This is a genomic window from bacterium, from assembly GCA_036524115.1.
Taxonomy (GTDB): domain Bacteria; phylum JAUVQV01; class JAUVQV01; order JAUVQV01; family DATDCY01; genus DATDCY01.
The window spans coordinates 1-15586 of sequence record DATDCY010000184.1 but is presented as its reverse complement, the minus strand read 5'-3'; the positions used below and the strand labels follow the sequence as shown (position 1 = coordinate 15586).

At 73.1% G+C, this 15586-nt stretch carries 12 protein-coding genes; 10 read left to right on the top strand and 2 right to left on the bottom strand.

Annotated elements, in window-relative coordinates; all coding sequences use genetic code 11:
- Window positions 1-2679, top strand: a 2679-nt coding sequence (gene bamA, locus VI078_09025) for an outer membrane protein assembly factor BamA (GenBank protein HEY5999423.1), incomplete at its 5' end; no start/stop codon positions are given.
- Between the two features lie 25 nt (window positions 2680-2704).
- On the opposite strand, the gene VI078_09020 is transcribed toward bamA, so the two are convergent.
- Together VI078_09020 and VI078_09015 are read right to left on the bottom strand one after the other, a co-directional pair.
- The gene (locus tag VI078_09020; GenBank protein ID HEY5999422.1) at window positions 2705-3766 is read right to left on the bottom strand and encodes a glycosyltransferase family 2 protein; all 1062 of its coding nucleotides are present in this window, start codon (window positions 3764-3766) and stop codon (window positions 2705-2707) included.
- On the bottom strand, window positions 3763-5196 hold the full coding sequence (locus VI078_09015; protein HEY5999421.1) for a radical SAM protein: 1434 nt from the start codon (window positions 5194-5196) through the stop codon (window positions 3763-3765). The genes VI078_09020 and VI078_09015 overlap by 4 nt, the downstream gene beginning before the upstream one ends.
- A gap of 323 nt (window positions 5197-5519) precedes the next feature.
- Between VI078_09015 and VI078_09010 the strand changes: the two genes are divergently transcribed.
- The 9 genes from VI078_09010 to VI078_08970 form a co-directional block, all read left to right on the top strand.
- Window positions 5520-7121, top strand: coding sequence for a glycosyltransferase family 39 protein (locus VI078_09010; GenBank protein ID HEY5999420.1), 1602 nt, complete (start codon window positions 5520-5522; stop codon window positions 7119-7121).
- 14 nt (window positions 7122-7135) lie between these two features.
- Window positions 7136-8644 (top strand): radical SAM protein, encoded by a 1509-nt coding sequence (locus tag VI078_09005; protein HEY5999419.1) that lies wholly within the window; start codon window positions 7136-7138, stop codon window positions 8642-8644.
- Window positions 8641-9870 (top strand): glycosyltransferase family 4 protein, encoded by a 1230-nt coding sequence (locus tag VI078_09000; GenBank protein HEY5999418.1) that lies wholly within the window; start codon window positions 8641-8643, stop codon window positions 9868-9870. The genes VI078_09005 and VI078_09000 overlap by 4 nt, the downstream gene beginning before the upstream one ends.
- The gene (locus tag VI078_08995; GenBank protein ID HEY5999417.1) at window positions 9867-10970 is read left to right on the top strand and encodes a glycosyltransferase family 4 protein; all 1104 of its coding nucleotides are present in this window, start codon (window positions 9867-9869) and stop codon (window positions 10968-10970) included. The genes VI078_09000 and VI078_08995 overlap by 4 nt, the downstream gene beginning before the upstream one ends.
- A complete protein-coding gene (locus VI078_08990) occupies window positions 10967-12235 on the top strand; it encodes a glycosyltransferase family 4 protein (GenBank protein ID HEY5999416.1) in 1269 nt (422 codons plus the stop codon). The genes VI078_08995 and VI078_08990 overlap by 4 nt, the downstream gene beginning before the upstream one ends.
- 25 nt (window positions 12236-12260) lie before the next feature.
- Window positions 12261-12932, top strand: coding sequence for an outer membrane lipoprotein carrier protein LolA (locus tag VI078_08985; protein ID HEY5999415.1), 672 nt, complete (start codon window positions 12261-12263; stop codon window positions 12930-12932).
- Window positions 12933-12951: 19 nt separating this feature from the next.
- On the top strand, window positions 12952-14430 hold the full coding sequence (locus VI078_08980; GenBank protein ID HEY5999414.1) for a diguanylate cyclase: 1479 nt from the start codon (window positions 12952-12954) through the stop codon (window positions 14428-14430).
- A gap of 53 nt (window positions 14431-14483) precedes the next feature.
- Window positions 14484-14768 (top strand): hypothetical protein, encoded by a 285-nt coding sequence (locus tag VI078_08975; protein ID HEY5999413.1) that lies wholly within the window; start codon window positions 14484-14486, stop codon window positions 14766-14768.
- Between the two features lie 16 nt (window positions 14769-14784).
- Window positions 14785-15586: hypothetical protein (locus VI078_08970; protein ID HEY5999412.1), on the top strand; the 802-nt coding region annotated here is incomplete at its 3' end.

Genomic DNA, 15586 nt, shown 5'->3' with positions numbered 1-15586 from the left:
GCGCGGGTGGCCGAGGTGGCCTTCGCCCCGACGGACCGCCTCGGCCGCTACCGCTTCGCCGAGCTGGTCGCGGTCCGCCCCGGGGATCCGGTTGTGCCGGAGCTGCTCGAGCGCAACCTGCGCCTGCTGCGCGAGACCGGGCTCTTCGAGTCGGTCGCCGGCGCGATCGAGCCCGGCCCGGCCGGGCCGCGGGTGATCTTCACGCTGGCGCCGTACGCCCTCGTCCGCAGCGTCGCGATCAAGGGCAACTACCTCGTGCTCGAGCGGGACCTCGCGCCGGCGGTGCGCCTGCGCCCCGCGCTGCCGTTCCGCGAGGAGACCGTGCGCGGCGACATCGGGCGCATGCTGCGCTACTACGGGGAACAGGGGTTCGAGGGCACCGCCATCACGGACGAGGTCGAGCGCGGCGAAGGCGAGGTGCGCGTGGTCTACCGGGTCGCCGAGGGGCGCGCCCGGTTCGTCGGCCGGGTCGAGGTGCGCGGGGCCGCCGGCGTGGACGCCGACGAGGCGCGCGCGGCGCTCGGCATCGGCCGCTACACGATGTACCGCAGCGCGGACCTCCAGCGCGGCCTCGAGCGCCTGCGGGAGTTCTACCAGGGACGCGGCTACCTGGACGTGCGCGTCACCGGCCGGGTCGAGGCCACCGGGGGGAAGCTCGGCTTCCTCTCGCTGCTGACCAGCCCGGTGAAGGGCTTCCTGAGCCTCGGGGCCGGCGGCTTCGAGGCGGTGGCCGTCATCGTCGAGGTCGTGGAGGGGCGGCGGTACGCCGCGACGGTCCGCGGCGCCTCGGCGATCTCCGAGGGCGAGCTGCGCGGCCTGCTGACCTTCTCGCGCTCGGGCTTCTTCGACGAGGAGGAGGTCGCCGAGGGACGCGACCGCATCCTCGCCCGCTACCAGGAGAAGGGGTTCTACCTCGCCGAGGTCGACGTACAGGCCGACTATGCCGCCGGCACCGTGGTCTACACCGTGCGGGAGGGGCGGCAGATCACCGTCGGCGCCGTGCGCCTGCGCGGCTTCACCTACTTCACCGAAGCCTGGGCGCGGGAGCGGCTGGCGACCCGGGACGGCCAGGTGCTGCGCGTCACGGACCTCGAGACCGACCGCAGGCGCATCGAGTCGTGGTACCGGGACGCGGGCTTCAACCGCGCCGAGGTCCCCACGCCCGAGGTCTGGCCGGACGCGGGGCCGGCGGGCGCGGACGTCATCTTCGCGGTGCGCGAGGGCCCGCGGACGCTCGTGCGGCACGTCTCGATCGAAGGGGCGCCGGCGATCCGCCCCGAGGTGCTGCAGGCCGCCGTCGGCGCGCGCGAGGGCGACCCGTTCAACGAGGCGCTGCCGCGGTCGGTGACCGACCGCGTGCGCACGGCCTGCGTGCGCCAGGGCTTCCCCGGCTGCGTCGCGCGCGTGCGCCCGGACTTCGCGGCCGACCGGACCGCCGTCGACCTGCGCGTCACGCTCGAGCCGGGGCGCCGCCAGCGGCTCGGCGCGGTCGTGGTCACGGGCAACGCGGCCACCCGCCGGTCCGTGATCGTGCGCGAGCTGCCGCTCAAGCCGGGCGACCCGCTCGACCCGGAGGCGCTCGCCCTGGGCAAGCTCAAGCTCTACGACCTCGGGCTCTTCCGCGAGGTGCGCTACCAGCTCCCGGAGCCGGTCGCCCCGGGCGAGCCGCAGGACCTGGTCATCGCCGTGCGCGAGCGCCGGACGGGGTTCGTGGGCTTCGGGCTGGGGTACTCCACCGACGAGGGGCTGCGGGGCTTCGGCGAGGCCGGCGAGCAGAACCTCTTCGGGACGGGCCGCGGCCTGCGCTGGAAGAGCACGGTCAGCGAGGTCGGCTACCGCCACGACCTGTTCTACCAGGAGCCCCGGCTGTTCGCGGAGAAATACAAGGGGCAGGCCGACCTCTACTACGAGCAGCGCGCCGAGGAGGGGTATGACCTGCTGCGCCGGGGCGTGCTGCTCGGCGCCAACCGCGAGCTGCTGCCGCGGCTGCTGCTGAACCTGCGCTACCGCTACGAGTTCGTCGCCTACTCCGACGTGGACCCGACGCTCACCGCCGACCTCGGCCCGCTCGAGAACATCAACATCGCCAGCCTCGCCGCCTCGCTCGAGCACGACCGGCGCGACAACCCGCTCCTGCCCCGGCGCGGCACCTACCTGCTGGCCGGCGTCGAGGTCGCGCGGCCGCTCTTCGGCGGCGACACCAGCTTCGCCAAGTACCAGTTCGACGCCTCGTGGTACCTGCCCCTGGGCGGGCGGGCCGAGCTGGCGCTCGGCCTGCGCGGCGGCTTCACGCAACTGCTGCTCGAAGGCGGGGACCTGCCGCTGTCGGAGCGCTTCTTCCTCGGCGGCGACACCACCGTGCGCGGCTACGACTACAAGTCGATCGGCGCCAAGGACGCCGACGGGAACCCGCTGGGGGGGAACGCCTTCGGGCTGGCGAACGCCGAGCTGCGTTTCACGATGCGCGGGAAGCTGCGTGGCGTGCTGTTCCTGGACGCCGGCGAGCTCTGGTCCGAGCAGGCGAACCTGCCTCCGTCGGGAGTCAAGCCGTCGATCGGCACCGGGCTGCGCTACGAGACGCTCGTCGGGCCGGTCCGCCTGGACTGGGGCTACAAGCTCGACCGGGAGGAGGGGGAGTCGGCCTCCCAGTGGCACCTGACGATCGGCTATCCGTTCTGAGGCGCCGCGCAGCCGTTGGCCGGCCTCAGGTTGCGATCTCGCCCTGTCGGCCGGCGGCGGGGAGCTCCGCGGCACGCGGCGACGCGGCCAGCGAATCGCGCCACAGCACCCAGAACCAGAAGACGCCGGCGGCCATCCCCGCGCCCCGGGCCAGCGCCCGCAGCGGACTGAACACGAGGGAGTAGAAGGCCACCTCGCGCCGCCGGCTCCCCAGGCGGCGAAGGCCCGACGCGACCGGGGCCTGCAGCGCCAGCGCGATCGCCGCCAGCGCCAGCGCCACGCCCGCAGCCGCCCCCCGGCCGTCGCCGGCGGCCAGGAGCAGCGCGGCCAGAAGCATGAGCGGCGGTTGGAGGTAGTCGAAGAGGTTGCTGTACTCATCGCCCAGCGCGCTCGCCGGGTGGGCGCGCAGCAGCTTCATGCGCCAGAAGCCGTGGCGCATCTGGGTGCGCAGGTAGGGTCCCAATCTCTCGGGGAAGTGGTGCCTGACGCGCACGTCGCGGACCAGCCGGAGCCGCCGCGAGGCGCGGAGGAGCCGCCAGCCGAGGTCGTTGTCCTCGTGGCTCGCGTGCCGGTAGCTCTCGTCGTACCCGCCGAGGCGCTCCAGGCGGGAGCGGCGGAACGAGTAGCCGTGGGCGCCGACGAACGCTGGATGCAGGCCGCAGAACTCGTACCGGCGTTCGAACTCGCGGTAGATGACGCGGGCGAGCAGGGATTCGGGGTTGGCGATCCCGTACGCGCTGCCCACGCAACTCGTCCGCTTCTCGCGGTGGTGCGCGAGCAGCCGGCCGACCCAGTCCGGCGGGGCAACGCAGTCCGCGTCGAGGAAGAAGACGAACTTCGCGTCGACGGCCGAGCGCCAGCCGAGGTTGCGCGCGGCCGCCGGGCCGCGGTTCTCCTGCCGCAGCAGCGTCACCCCCGGGATCGATGCGACGATCTCCGGCGTCCGGTCCGTAGAGCCGTCGTCGACGACAATGACCGTGCACGCCGGGTGCCGCTGCGCCAGCGCCGAGCGGACCGAGGCTTGGATCGTCCGCTGCCCGTTGTAGACCGGGATGACGATCGCCACCCGCGCGGCCGGCCTCGTCACGCGCGCCCCCGGTCGGCGAGCAGGCGGGCGGACCGCGACACCAGGCCGGGGATCCGGCCCGGCTCCGCCGCCAGCCGCGCGAGCAGCCGCGCCACGGCGCGAGGGCGCAGGTAGAAGCGGCGGTAGGCCGCGGGCACCGCGCGGGCCAGTTCGTCGGGCGCGAGGTCCGGGTAGCGGTACACCGGCCGCAGCGGCGTCAGGTCGTCCCAGCTGTGCGGCAGCAGGTGCCCGCCTCGTGCGAGGTAGTCGTGGAAGGCGGTCCCCGGGTAGGGCACCGCCGCCGAGAACTGCACCGAATGCGGATCGACGGCGCAGACCCAGCGCACGCTCGCGGCGATCGTCGCCCGCGTCTCCCCCGGCAGGCCGAAGGCGAACGTGGCGTGAACCCTGAACCCCAGCTCCTTCATCAGGGCGATGGCCCGCCGTGCCCGCGGGATGTCGCAGCGCTTGCCCGCCTGGAGCTGGACGCCCGCATCGGAGCTCTCGACGCCGACCTTGAGCAGGCGGCAGCCGGCGGACCGGAGCGCGCGAAGCACTTCGAGGTCGTCGAAGTCCGCGCGCGTGTAGCAGCCCCACGGCGTGCGGACCCCGCAGGCGCGAAGCTCCTCGCAGACGGCCAGGCAGTGCCGGCGCTCGACGGTGAAGGTGTCGTCGTTGAACAGGAAGCTGCGCAGCCGCGGGGCCGCGGCCAGCGTCCGGGCGATGTCTTCCGCGACCCGGCGCGGCGACCGCGTCCGGTGCGCGCGCCCGCTGAAGGTCTGCGGCCACGAGCAGAAGACGCAGCCGTGCGGGCACCCGCGCGCCGAGAGGAAGAAGGCGAAGGGGTTGCGCAGGAGCGGGTCATAGTAGGCGGCGTGGTCAAGCCAGCGCTGGTCGGGGTCGGGGAGCAGATCGAGCTCGCGCAGCCGCGGGCGCTTCGGGCCGAGGACGGCCTCGCCTCCGGCCCCCCGCACCGCGGTCCCCGGCACGCCGGCGGCGAGGCCCGACGCCACCAGTTCCAGCAGGGACATCTCGTACTCGCCGAGCACCAGCGCGTCGACGTCCGGATGGGCGAGCATCGCCCGGGCGATCTCCGGCATGCCAAGCTGCGGCCCGCAGAGGATGACCCGGCAGCCGGTCGTCCGGCGCAGCGCCGCGGCAACCGCGACGTCCCCGGAGAACGAGGCGAGGCAGGTCTCGAGCACGGCCAGCTCGGGACGCAGCGCCTGCGCCCGCCGGAGGAACGCCGCCACGGTCAGCCCCGGCGCCTGGGCATCGACGAAGGAGACGGCGTGGCCACCGAGGTCCCGGAGCGCGGTCGCCGCCGAGAGGAGGTAGAGCGGCGGGTGCATGACCGGCGTCGCATACTGGTAGGTCGGGAACCGCACCGGCCGGAAGAAGCGCCCGGGGTGCCGCTCCGTCGGGGGATTGGCGACGAGAATGCGGCTCATCGGGGACGCCCGCTGCGCGGCTCTGGGGCATCGGCGCGCATGTCCCCCAGCAACATGGCACCCGCACCGGGATCTCTCGCGTTCACGTCTCTTGTACGTTACCCTCCCGGAGAGAGCCAGGTCAACATGATGATCATCAGCAATTATAATGATTTATCTCATATTTCAACAGTTCTTTCAGCCCTTGACTTGGAGGCGCTGTTATAATTCGGCAGTGCATCCGTTCCGCCTTGTGCCGACGTTCACGTCAGCCCGGTCGATGGGCGGCGACCCACTCTTCCTTGTCGGCGGCGGCCGCGTTGCCGCGATCCCGGGAGCCGTCCGTGGCGTGGCATGATCCGCATCGTCGCCCGGGCGTAGAGGCCTGGCTGCGCGACCCTGCGCGGCTGACCGGCCTGACGCTGGCACTGGGCGCGCTGCTCCGCGTGGCATTCTTCCAGCGCAACGCCACGCCCTGGGGCGACGAGTCGGGCCTGATCTACTGCGAGCTGACCGCATCCTGGGCAGCAGTGCTGAGAAACGGCGGCGACCCGATGTTGATGGAGACGCCGCTGTACATGCTCATGCTCAAGGCCTGCGGCTCGCTCTTCGGCAACCACCCCTACGCCTTCCGGCTGCCGTCGCTGCTGGCGGGTCTCGCGGCGCTCCCGGTCTTCGCGCGGCTGGCGGGCCGCGCGCTGACTCCGTGGAGCGCGCTCGTGGCAACGTACCTCGTGGCCGTTTCCGAACCGCTGATCTATTACTCGGCGAACGCCAAGCAGTATGGCTTCGACGTGCTCGCGGTCGTCCTGCTGGCCCTGATGCTGCTGGAGCTGCGTGACCAGGAGCGGGACTTCCCGTGGTCGCTCTGGATTGCCGGCCTCGTCTCGCTGCTCCTCTCGTTCGAGATGATCTTCATCTGTGCCGGCCTCGGTTGCTTCGTCCTGCTGGACGCGCTGTGGCAGGGGCGCTGGCGCCGGGCGGCCATCACCGCGGCCTGGGGTTCGACCTGGGCCCTCGTCTTCATCGTCCAGTACCTCGGACATCTCAGGCCGGTCATCGAGTCGCGGGCGCTGGATCTGTTCTGGGGTTCCTTCAATCTCCCGTTCCCGCCCCACTCCCTTGGGGATCTGGTCTGGTACGTCACGGCAGCGCTCCGGTTCTTCCGCGACCCCCTCGATTTTCCGGAGGCGCTCTCAGTGGGGATGCTGGCCGCGTCCGGCCTGCTGCTGCTGCTCAGGCGATCCCCGGCGATCGCGCTGCTGCTGTTCTCGCCGCTCGCGACGTACGCGGTCGCGACGGTCTTCCAGCTGGCGCCGGTGCCCACCGCCCTGCAGGCGCTTTCCAGTCCCGTGGCATTCCCCCTGATGGGCCGGGTGATCCTCTTCGCCCTGCCGCTGACGCTGCTCTTTCTGGCGTCGGCGCTGGACTGGCTGCAGCTGCTCCCGAAGCGCCGGCTGCGATTGCTCGGCGGCGGGGCAGCGGCGGCGCTGCTGCTGTGGTGGTCCGTTCCCGCCGTCACCGCAACCTACGAGCCGCCGCCGGGGCCCGACGTCAGGGCCCTGGCGGAAGCCATGGCGCCAAGGCTCGAGCCGGACGACATCGTCTTTGTCCAGATGTTCGGTCTGGTCACGGTGCAGCTCGAGTGGGCGCAGCGCGGTTGGGGGAACTCCTTCCGCTACGCGGTCATCCGTGACGAGAATTTCCGCGCAGACCTCCGCAGGGATGTCGCCTCGCTGCAGGACGGGCAGCGCTTCTGGCTGATCACGCTGTACAGCGACTACTATCCGCAGATGCAGCAGGAGAAGGACGTGCTGGTGCACGTCTTCACCCGCTTCTCGTTCCGGCTCGACAGCGTCCGGGCCGGGCGCGTCGAGGCGGAGTTGTTCCAGGTGGTCCCGGGGTTCGAGGACGGCTCGCCGGCCGAGTGCGGTTCCCTCGGATAACGGTGGCGGGCGCGATGTCCGCGGGTCTGGCGCTGCTCGTCTCCTCGCCGATGTGGGCCGACTGCCCGATCGTCCCGCACTCGCTGCTGGAGCTGGCCGCCGCGCTGCGGGCGGCAGGACTGCCCGTCGCCCTGGTCGACCGCAAGCTGCCGCCGCACGCGCCCCTCTCGAAAGCGGCGGTGGCCGTCCTCATCGACGAGATCGTCGCGGAGGTCGCCCGCCGTTCGCCGGCGTGGGTCGGGCTCTCCTGCTTCACCTCGGACTACTGGTGCTGCCGCGAGCTGGCCGAGCGCATCCGCGAGCGCACGCCGGTGCCCATCGTCGTCGGCGGTCCCCACCCGACGCTCCGTCCCGCGGACTTCTTCTACCCGGGGAGCCCGTTCGATGTGGCGGTGATCGGCGAGGGCGACGTGACCCTCCCGGAACTCGTCGCCGACGACGGCGGCCGGGCGCGCGACGAAGTCCGCGGCATCGCGTTCCGGCGCGGGGGGGGCGTGGTGCGGACGTCCCGGCGGCCCTTCGTCGAGGACCTCGGGACCCTCAGCCGGCCCGCCTACGATCTTCTGGACATGGAGTACTACCTGCGGCCGAACCGCTTCGTGGCCCGGACGCTGCTGCTCTCCGGGGTGCAGATCTACACCTCGCGCGGTTGCCCCTTCGGCTGCACGTTCTGCGCCGCCCGGATGATCCAGGAGGCGCAGGGCCTCGCGCCGACGATCCGCCACCGCCCCGTCGCGCACGTCATCGAGACCTTGCGCTGGCTCAGGGAGGGCTTCGCGCTCGAGAGCTTCTACATCGCCGACGACACCTTTGCGGTGCCGCCCTCACGCGCGCTCGAGTTCTGCCAGGGTTACCGGGCCTCCGGCCTCGGGCTGCCGTGGGCCGCGCAGACGCGCGTCAACGTGCTGGACGAGCCCCTGGCCCGGGAGCTGCGGGACGCCGGCTGCGTGCAGCTGGACTTCGGCATCGAGAGCGGTTCGGACGCGGCGCTGCGTCGGATGCGCAAGGGCACGACGGTCGCGGACGCTCACCGGGCCGTCGCCCTCTGCCGCGAGCACGGGCTGCGCGTCTTCGCCAACATCATGCTCAACACCCCGGGCGAGACCGAGGAGGACGTGCGGCTGACCCGGCGGCTGATGCGCGAGCTGCGCGCGGACCACTACAGCCTGCTGCTGACCGCCCCCATGCCCGGCAGCCGAATCTTCGAGGAGCGCTTCGGCGCGGACGGCCTCGGGCCGGAGGACTACCGCGTCTTCGCGCGGCCGGACCTGTACAATCGCATTGTCGATCCGCGCCTGCGGCTCGCGAGCCACGACCTCGACCTGGGGCGGCTGTATGTGGCCCTCAACCTCCGGTACTACCTGCGGAACAACTTCTCCATCGTCTCCTGCAGCCGGTGGTATCTGCGGCTGCTCGCCGCGAGCCGCAGGAAGCCGGCCTACCTCGCGGCGGCGGTCTCCTCGGTCCTGCGCGTGAGCTGGCGCTCGCTGACCAAGCTCGTCGCGCTGGTGCGCCGGAGATGAGCGGCGCGAACGCCTCGGTCCTCACGGCGACGGAGCGCGGGCCGGCCCGCCGCGCGCCACGGCTGCTGCTGGTCGCGCCCTACTTTCCGCCGAAGCGGGGCGGCGTCGAGAACTATGCCGGGAACGTCAGCCGCGGGCTGGCCGGGCGCGGCTGGGAGGTGACCGTCGCGACCACGCGGCACGAAGGCGGGCCCGACGAGGTCGTCCGCGCCGAAGGCGTGACGGTCCACCGCCTCGGGCGGCTGGTGCGGGTCTCGAACACGCCGCTGCACCCCGGGTGGTGGTGGCGGCTGCGGCAGATCGCCGCTGCCGCCGGTCCCGACGTCATCAACGCCCACCTGCCCGTGCCGTTTCTCGCCGACCTTGCGGTGCGGCGCGCCGCGGGTGTCCCGACCGTCGTCACGTACCACAACGACATCGTCAAGGATGCCCCGGCCGCGCGTGCCGCGGCCCGCTGCTACCAGGTCGCGCTGCTGCGCGGCACCCTCGCCCGCGCCAGCCGGATCGTGGCGACCTCGGAACGCTACGCCGCGCTGTCGCCGCATCTGCGCCCGCACGCGCGCAAGATCGTCGTGATCGCCCCGGGCGTCGACCTCACCCGTTTTCATCCGGCCGCGCCCCCCGACGGCCTGCGCGAGCGCTACGCCGGACGGGAGGTCGTCGTGTTCGCGGGCCAGCTCGACCGGACGCACCGCCACAAGGGCGTCGAGGTGCTGCTGCAGGCGATGGCGTTGCTGCGCGTCGCCCGCCCGCAGGCCCTCTGTCTCGTGCTCGGCGGCGGAGACGGGGAAGGCGAGTACCGGAGGCGCGCAGTCCAGCTCGGCGCCCGGGATCACGTCGAGTTCACCGGCGAGGTCGCGGACGAGCTGCTGCCGGGATACCTGCGCCTCGCCGCCGCTGTCGTTCTCCCTTCGCTCAACCAGTGCGAGGGGTTCGGCATGGTGCTGCTCGAGGCCGCCGCCTGCGGGACCCCGGCCGTTGCGTCGGCCGTCGGGGGCGTGCCCGCGGCGGTCGAGCACGGTCACACGGGCCTGCTCCTGCCGCCGGGCGATTCGCCGGCGCTCGCGCGGGCGCTGGAGGTGCTGCTGGCCGCACCTGCGGCGGCACGGCGCATGGGAGAGGCCGCGCGCGCCCGGGCCGCCGGCTACGCCTGGAGCCGGCAGGTCGAGCGGCATGACCGGCTCTTCAGGGAATTGTGCGGCTGGTGCGGGGACCCGGCGGCGTGAAGATCGTGCACGTGGCGCCATACTATCCCCCGCACCTCGGGGGGATGGAGACGCTCACCCGCCAGATCGCGGAGAGGACCGCGGCGGCCGGCCTGGATGTCAGGGTGGTCACCTCGGCACTGCCGCGGAGGCCCGCGGTGCCCGATGGGGTGTCGGTGAGCAGGTGCGCGGCATTCGAGTTCGCGCGCACGCCCGTCATCCCCGGGCTCGTCCCGCGGCTGCTGCGGCTCCCGCCGGACGCGGTGGTGCACCTGCACGTCGCCCAGCCGCTCGTGCCGGAGCTGGTGCGCTGGGGCGGCGCGGTCCGTCGCTTCCCGTTCATCGCGCATCTGCACCTCGACATCGGCCCCTCCGGTCCCCTGGGATGTCTGCTGCCGCTCTACAAGCGCCTGCTGCTGGCGCCGGTGCTGCGCGCGGCCGCGGCCGTCGTCGTCTACACGCCCGGATACGCCCGCCTCGTGGCGGAGGCCCACGGCGTCGCCGCCGAGAGGATCGAGGTCATCCCCGCCGGGGTGGAGCCGCCGCCGTCCGGGGACAGCTGGCGGGGGGAGGAGCGGCTGCTCTTCGTGGGCCGCCTCTGCCGCCAGAAGAACATCCCGCTGCTGCTCGAGGCCGTTCACCTGCTGGTGCGCCGCGGGCGGCCGACGACGCTGCGGATCGTCGGCGAGGGCGAGGAGCGCGAGCGCCTGCAGCGGCTGGTCGCGGCGCTGAAGCTTGAGGACCGGGTTGTCTTCGCCGGGCGGCTGGAGGGCGCGGCGCTCTCCCGCGAGTACGGCAGCGCGGCCGCGCTCGCGCTGCCATCGGAGCGGGAGTCCTTCGGCATCGTGCTGATCGAGGCCATGAGCCACGGCACCCCGGCGGTGGCGACCGACATCCCCGGCGTGCGCGACGTGATCGCGGACGGGCGCACGGGGCTGCTGGCCGCGCCCGAGCCGCGGTCGTTCGCCGGGGCCCTCGAGGCGGTTCTCGCGGACCGGGGGCTGTGGGCGCGGCTGTCCGCGGCCGGTCGCGTCGAGGCTGCCCGGTACGACTGGCCGAGGATCGTGGCGCGGTATGTCGCGCTCTACGAGCGGGTGGCGGCGGCGGGGCGCACGCCATGAAGGTCCTCTTCGTCCACAACTGGTTCCACATCGAGAGCGGCTCGGGGACGTGCATGTTCCAGGAGGCCGGGGCGCTGCGCGCGGCGGGGCACGAGGTCGAGTTCTTCTGCACGGACAAGCGGCCGCATTGGGACGCGGGCTACGGGCGCACCGGCCTGTTCCCGCGCTTCGTCGACCCCGCGGCGCTGGGGTGGGGCGGGCGGATCCGGCACGCGGCGCGGCCGTTCCACAATCGGGAGGCCGTGCGCGCCATGGAGCGCATGCTCGCCGCGGCGCGGCCGGACGTGGTGCACGAGCACACGACGTCCTTCCATCTCACGCCGGCGGTGCTCGGACCGTGCCGGCGCCGCGGCGTTCCGATCGTCATGACCATCCACGGCGCGGGGCTCTTCTGCCCGGCGCACTCGCTGGTGCGCGGCGACGGCCGCCGCTGCGCCACGGAGCCCTGCATCCGCGGCAACGCCTTGCCCGCCCTCGTGCACGGCTGCCTCCCCGGCCCGCGGTGGCACCGGGCGGCCACGGCGCTGGTCCACTCCTGGTACCACGCGGCCGGGTACTACCGCTCGCCCGCGGCGTTCGTCGTCGCGAGCCGGGCGATGCGCGAGCTGGCGCTGCGGGCGGGGATCGACGAGCGCCGTCTGGCCGTCGTGCCCTACGGGCTCGACGCGTCGCAGCCTGGAGCCCCCGCCCCCGCGCGGCCCCGGGAGGGCTTCGTGTACGCCGGGAGGCTTGTCCGCGAGAAGGGCGTCCACCACCTGCTGCGCGCGGCGGCGCTGCTGGAGCGCCCGCCGCGGCTGCTGATCGCCGGCGCCGGCCCGGAGGAGGGGCGTCTGCGGGAGCTGGCCGCGGCGCTGGGGCTCCCGCACGCGGAGTTCCTCGGCTGGAGGTCGCGGCGCGAGCTGGCCGAGCTGTACCGCGGGGCGATTGCCTCCGTCCTCCCGTGCGACTGGTTCGAGGCGGTCGGCATGAGCATCCTCGAGGGTTTCGCGCAGGGAACGCCGGCGATCGCCAGCCGCATCGGCGGCGTGCCGGAGTTCGTCGAGGACGGCGTCGACGGTCTGCTCGTCGAGCCGGGAGACGTGCGCCAGCTCGCGGCCGCCCTGGCGCGCCTGGAGGCGGACCCCGGGCTCGCCGTCCGCCTGGGCGTGCGCGGCCGCGAGCGCGCGTTGCGCGACCACCGCCCGGACGTGCACGCGGACCGGGTGCTGCAGGTGTACGCCGCGGCGATCGACGGCGGCGTTGCCCTGCCTTCCTCACCCTGCTAGGGTGGAAAGAGCGATGAATGCGACGATGCGGGGACGGAGGTCGCGGCCCGCGCTCGCCGCGGGCATGGCGCTCGCCATGGCGCTGCTCGCCGGCGCGGCGCCGGCTGCCGCGGAGAGCCCGGGCGCGCTGCTGCGGTGCGTCCAGGGGCGGTACGGGGCGCTGCGGGACCTCACCGCGAACTTCGCGCAGGAGAGCCGCGTCGCGAGCCTGGCGCGCCCGCGCACGCGCACCGGCCGGCTCTTCTTCCAGAAGCCGGGTCGGATGCGCTGGGAGTACGATGCGCCGGACCCCCAGCTCATGGTCGCCGACGGCAAGCAGCTCTGGTTCTACCGCTCCGAGCGGCGCCAGGCCGTCGTCCAGCCCCTCGACGCCGCGCTGAGCCGCCAGACGCCGTTCCTGTTCCTGCTCGGCAAGGGCGACTTCGCGGCGGAGTTCGCCTGGGAGGAGCGCGACTGTCCCCGCGGCCCGGGTGGGGCCGTCGCGGTCGAGCTGCGCCCGCGGGTGGAGTCCGCGGACCTGGTGCGGCTCACGCTCGAGATCGTCCCCGGCGAGTGCCGCCTCGCGGGCACGACCGTCGAGGATGCCTACGGCAACCGCACGCACCTGACCTTCTCCGGGGAGCGGGACGACACGGGGCTGGCGAAGGGGCTCTTCGCCTTCTCGCCCCCGGCCGGGACCGAAGTCGTGAAGCCCTGAAGGTGCTGGAGGAAGGACGGTGGCGGACGAGCGCCTCATCCTGGTCGTCGACGACGAGCCGGACATCCTGAGCCTCCACCGCTTCATCCTCGAGAACGAGGGGTGGCGGGTCATCACCTCGGGCGACGGCGTCGACGCGATCCAGAAGGCGTTCGACCGGCTCCCCGACGTCATCGTCCTCGACGTCATGATGCCGCGCATGAACGGCTACCAGGTCTGCCGGCTCCTCAAGAACGACCCGCGGACCGCCGGCATCCCGATCGTCATCTGCTCGGTGCGCTCGCTCGAGAGCGAGAAGCGCTACGCGCACACCTCGGGGGCGGACGAGTATCTCGTCAAGCCCTTCGACTCCCAGGCGCTGGTGGGGCTGGTCCGCGGGCTGCTGGCCGGGCGGCCCCCGGTCGCGGGGCGCGAGCGCGGCGCGGCCGGGCCGGCCACGCCGACGAGCACCGACAGCATCCTCTCGGACGTCAACCGGCTGCTCGACCGGCGCCTCATGCAGCTGACGATCCTCCAGCATCTTTCGGCGGCGATGGCCGGCACGCTCGACCTCGACGGCGTGCTCTCGGTGGTCCTCCAGAGCATCGTCGCCGACCTCGGCTACCCGGGGGGCATGATCTTCCTCACGGGCGAGGACGGGCGGCTCGGGGAGCGGGTGGCGCGGGGGGAGCCGCTCGTGATCGACCCGGCCCGCTTCCCGCTGTTCGGGCGCGCGCTCGCCGGCGGCGGGGCGCTCGTGCTCCATGGGGAGGAGCTGATGCGCGAGGCGCCGCCGGAGTTCTGCGCGCGCATCGGCGCGCCGGGCGCGGTGCTCGTCCCGATCCAGGCCAAGGGCACGCCGATCGGCCTGCTCGTGGTCGAGAGCGCCGCCGGTGCGGAGCGCGACCAGCGGGAGTTCCTCGAGACGATCGCCAACCAGTCCGGGCTGGCCATCGAGAACGCCAACCTCTACGCGCGCACCCTGCAGCTGTCCATCACCGACGGGCTCACCGGCCTCTTCAACTACCGCCACTTCTGCGAGCGGCTGGAGAACGAGATCGCGCGCGCGCGCCGCTACCGGCTGCCGCTGGGGCTGCTGCTGGTCGACATCGACCGCTTCAAGTCCTTCAACGACCGGTACGGTCACCTGCTCGGCGACGAGGTCCTGCGGGCCGTGGCGCACTGCATCCGCTCGAACACGCGCGACGTCGACCTGGTGGCGCGCTACGGAGGCGAGGAGTTCTGCGTGATCCTCCAGGAGGTCGGCGAGGGCATCCGCGCCCACGCCGAGCGCGTCCGCGAGGCCGTGGCCGCCGTGCGCATCCCGGTCGAGGGGGGCGGCGAGGGCGTGACGGTGAGCGTCGGCGCGGCCGTGAGCCAGGGGGGCGAGCCCGGGGCGAACGGGCTGCTCGGCCGCGCGGACGAGGCGCTCTACCGCGCAAAGGCCGGGGGGCGCAACCGCGTCAGCGTCTGGGACGGGAGCCCCGCCGGCGCCGGGCAGACGGGCGGGGGCGCTTGACTTGCGCGGGAGCGCTTTGCTAAGAGATTTTTCCGGGAGGAGCGGTACGGACGATGTGCTGTGATCTGTGCGACCACTACTACAGCTGCGAGGAAGTGGAGAAGATGAAGCTGACCTGCTGCGTCAAGTGCGAGGAGTACACGGATTGCCACGGTGAAACGAAGGCGGCAGGCCGCCGTGCGGACGACGACGAGGACGACGACGAGGACGACGGCTTCGACGACGAGGACGACCTCGACGACGAGGACGAGGATGACGAGGACGAGGACTTCGACGACGACGAGGACTACGACGACGACGAGGACTTCGACGAGGACGAGGACGAAGAGGACGAGTAGGCGTGGGGAGGGCGGCTTGAACGAGCGACTGGGGCGGTATGCAGGCAGGGCGGCGGCGGGGATCATCCTGGCGGTGGGTCTCGCCGGCGCCGCGCACGCGGAAGGCAACCGGACCGGCGGCACCGGACTGTACCTGACTGAGAGCGCGGAGACCCTCGCGCCGGGCGCGTTCCGGCTCGGTCTCTACGGCCAGTACCTCAAGTACGATCTGCCGGCGGACCCCGAGGACTGGGACCTCTCGCCGCAGCTCGCCTGGGCGCCCGCGCGCAACCTGGAGCTGGCGGTCTCGCTGCCGCTGCTGCACCACCACGAGGGGCCCGCGGGCGACGACACGCGCATCGGCGACGGCTCGCTCGGCCTGAAGTACAGCCCCTTCCCCCGCGTCGCGGCGCTCGGCTTCGTGACCCTGCCCTTCGACGACAAGGCCCACGGCGGCGGGGCGGGCGAGAGCGAGGTCGGCTTCGCCGGCATCGTGAGCCTGCCGCTCGGCGCGGGGGTCGCGGCCGACCTGAACCTCGGCTACGCGTTTGCGGGCGGCGCCGGCGACGACGCCCTCTTCTACGGCCTGGGACTCTCGGTGCCGGTGGGCGGGCGCACGAAGCTCTTCGGTGAGATCGCCGGCCGCACCTACGGCGAGGGGCACACGCACGACTCGCTGGAGTTCGACCTCGGCGTGCGCCACCGGCTGACCGACCGGCTCTCGGTGACCGCCGGGGGCGGGAGCGGCTCCCGCGGCGACTACGGGCCGCACGACCCGGCCATGCGCCTGTTCGCGGGCGTGACCATGGACTTCGGTGGCGCGGTGGAGCAGCCCGCGC

Coding starts and splice junctions, on each gene's coding strand:
- VI078_08985 (HEY5999415.1), top strand. CDS start 12,261: ATGCGGGGACGGAGGTCGCGGCCCGCGCTCGCCGCGGGCATGGCGCTC.
- VI078_09005 (HEY5999419.1), top strand. CDS start 7,136: ATGTCCGCGGGTCTGGCGCTGCTCGTCTCCTCGCCGATGTGGGCCGAC.
- VI078_09000 (HEY5999418.1), top strand. CDS start 8,641: ATGAGCGGCGCGAACGCCTCGGTCCTCACGGCGACGGAGCGCGGGCCG.
- VI078_08990 (HEY5999416.1), top strand. CDS start 10,967: ATGAAGGTCCTCTTCGTCCACAACTGGTTCCACATCGAGAGCGGCTCG.
- VI078_08975 (HEY5999413.1), top strand. CDS start 14,484: ATGTGCTGTGATCTGTGCGACCACTACTACAGCTGCGAGGAAGTGGAG.
- VI078_09015 (HEY5999421.1), bottom strand. CDS start 5,196: ATGAGCCGCATTCTCGTCGCCAATCCCCCGACGGAGCGGCACCCCGGG.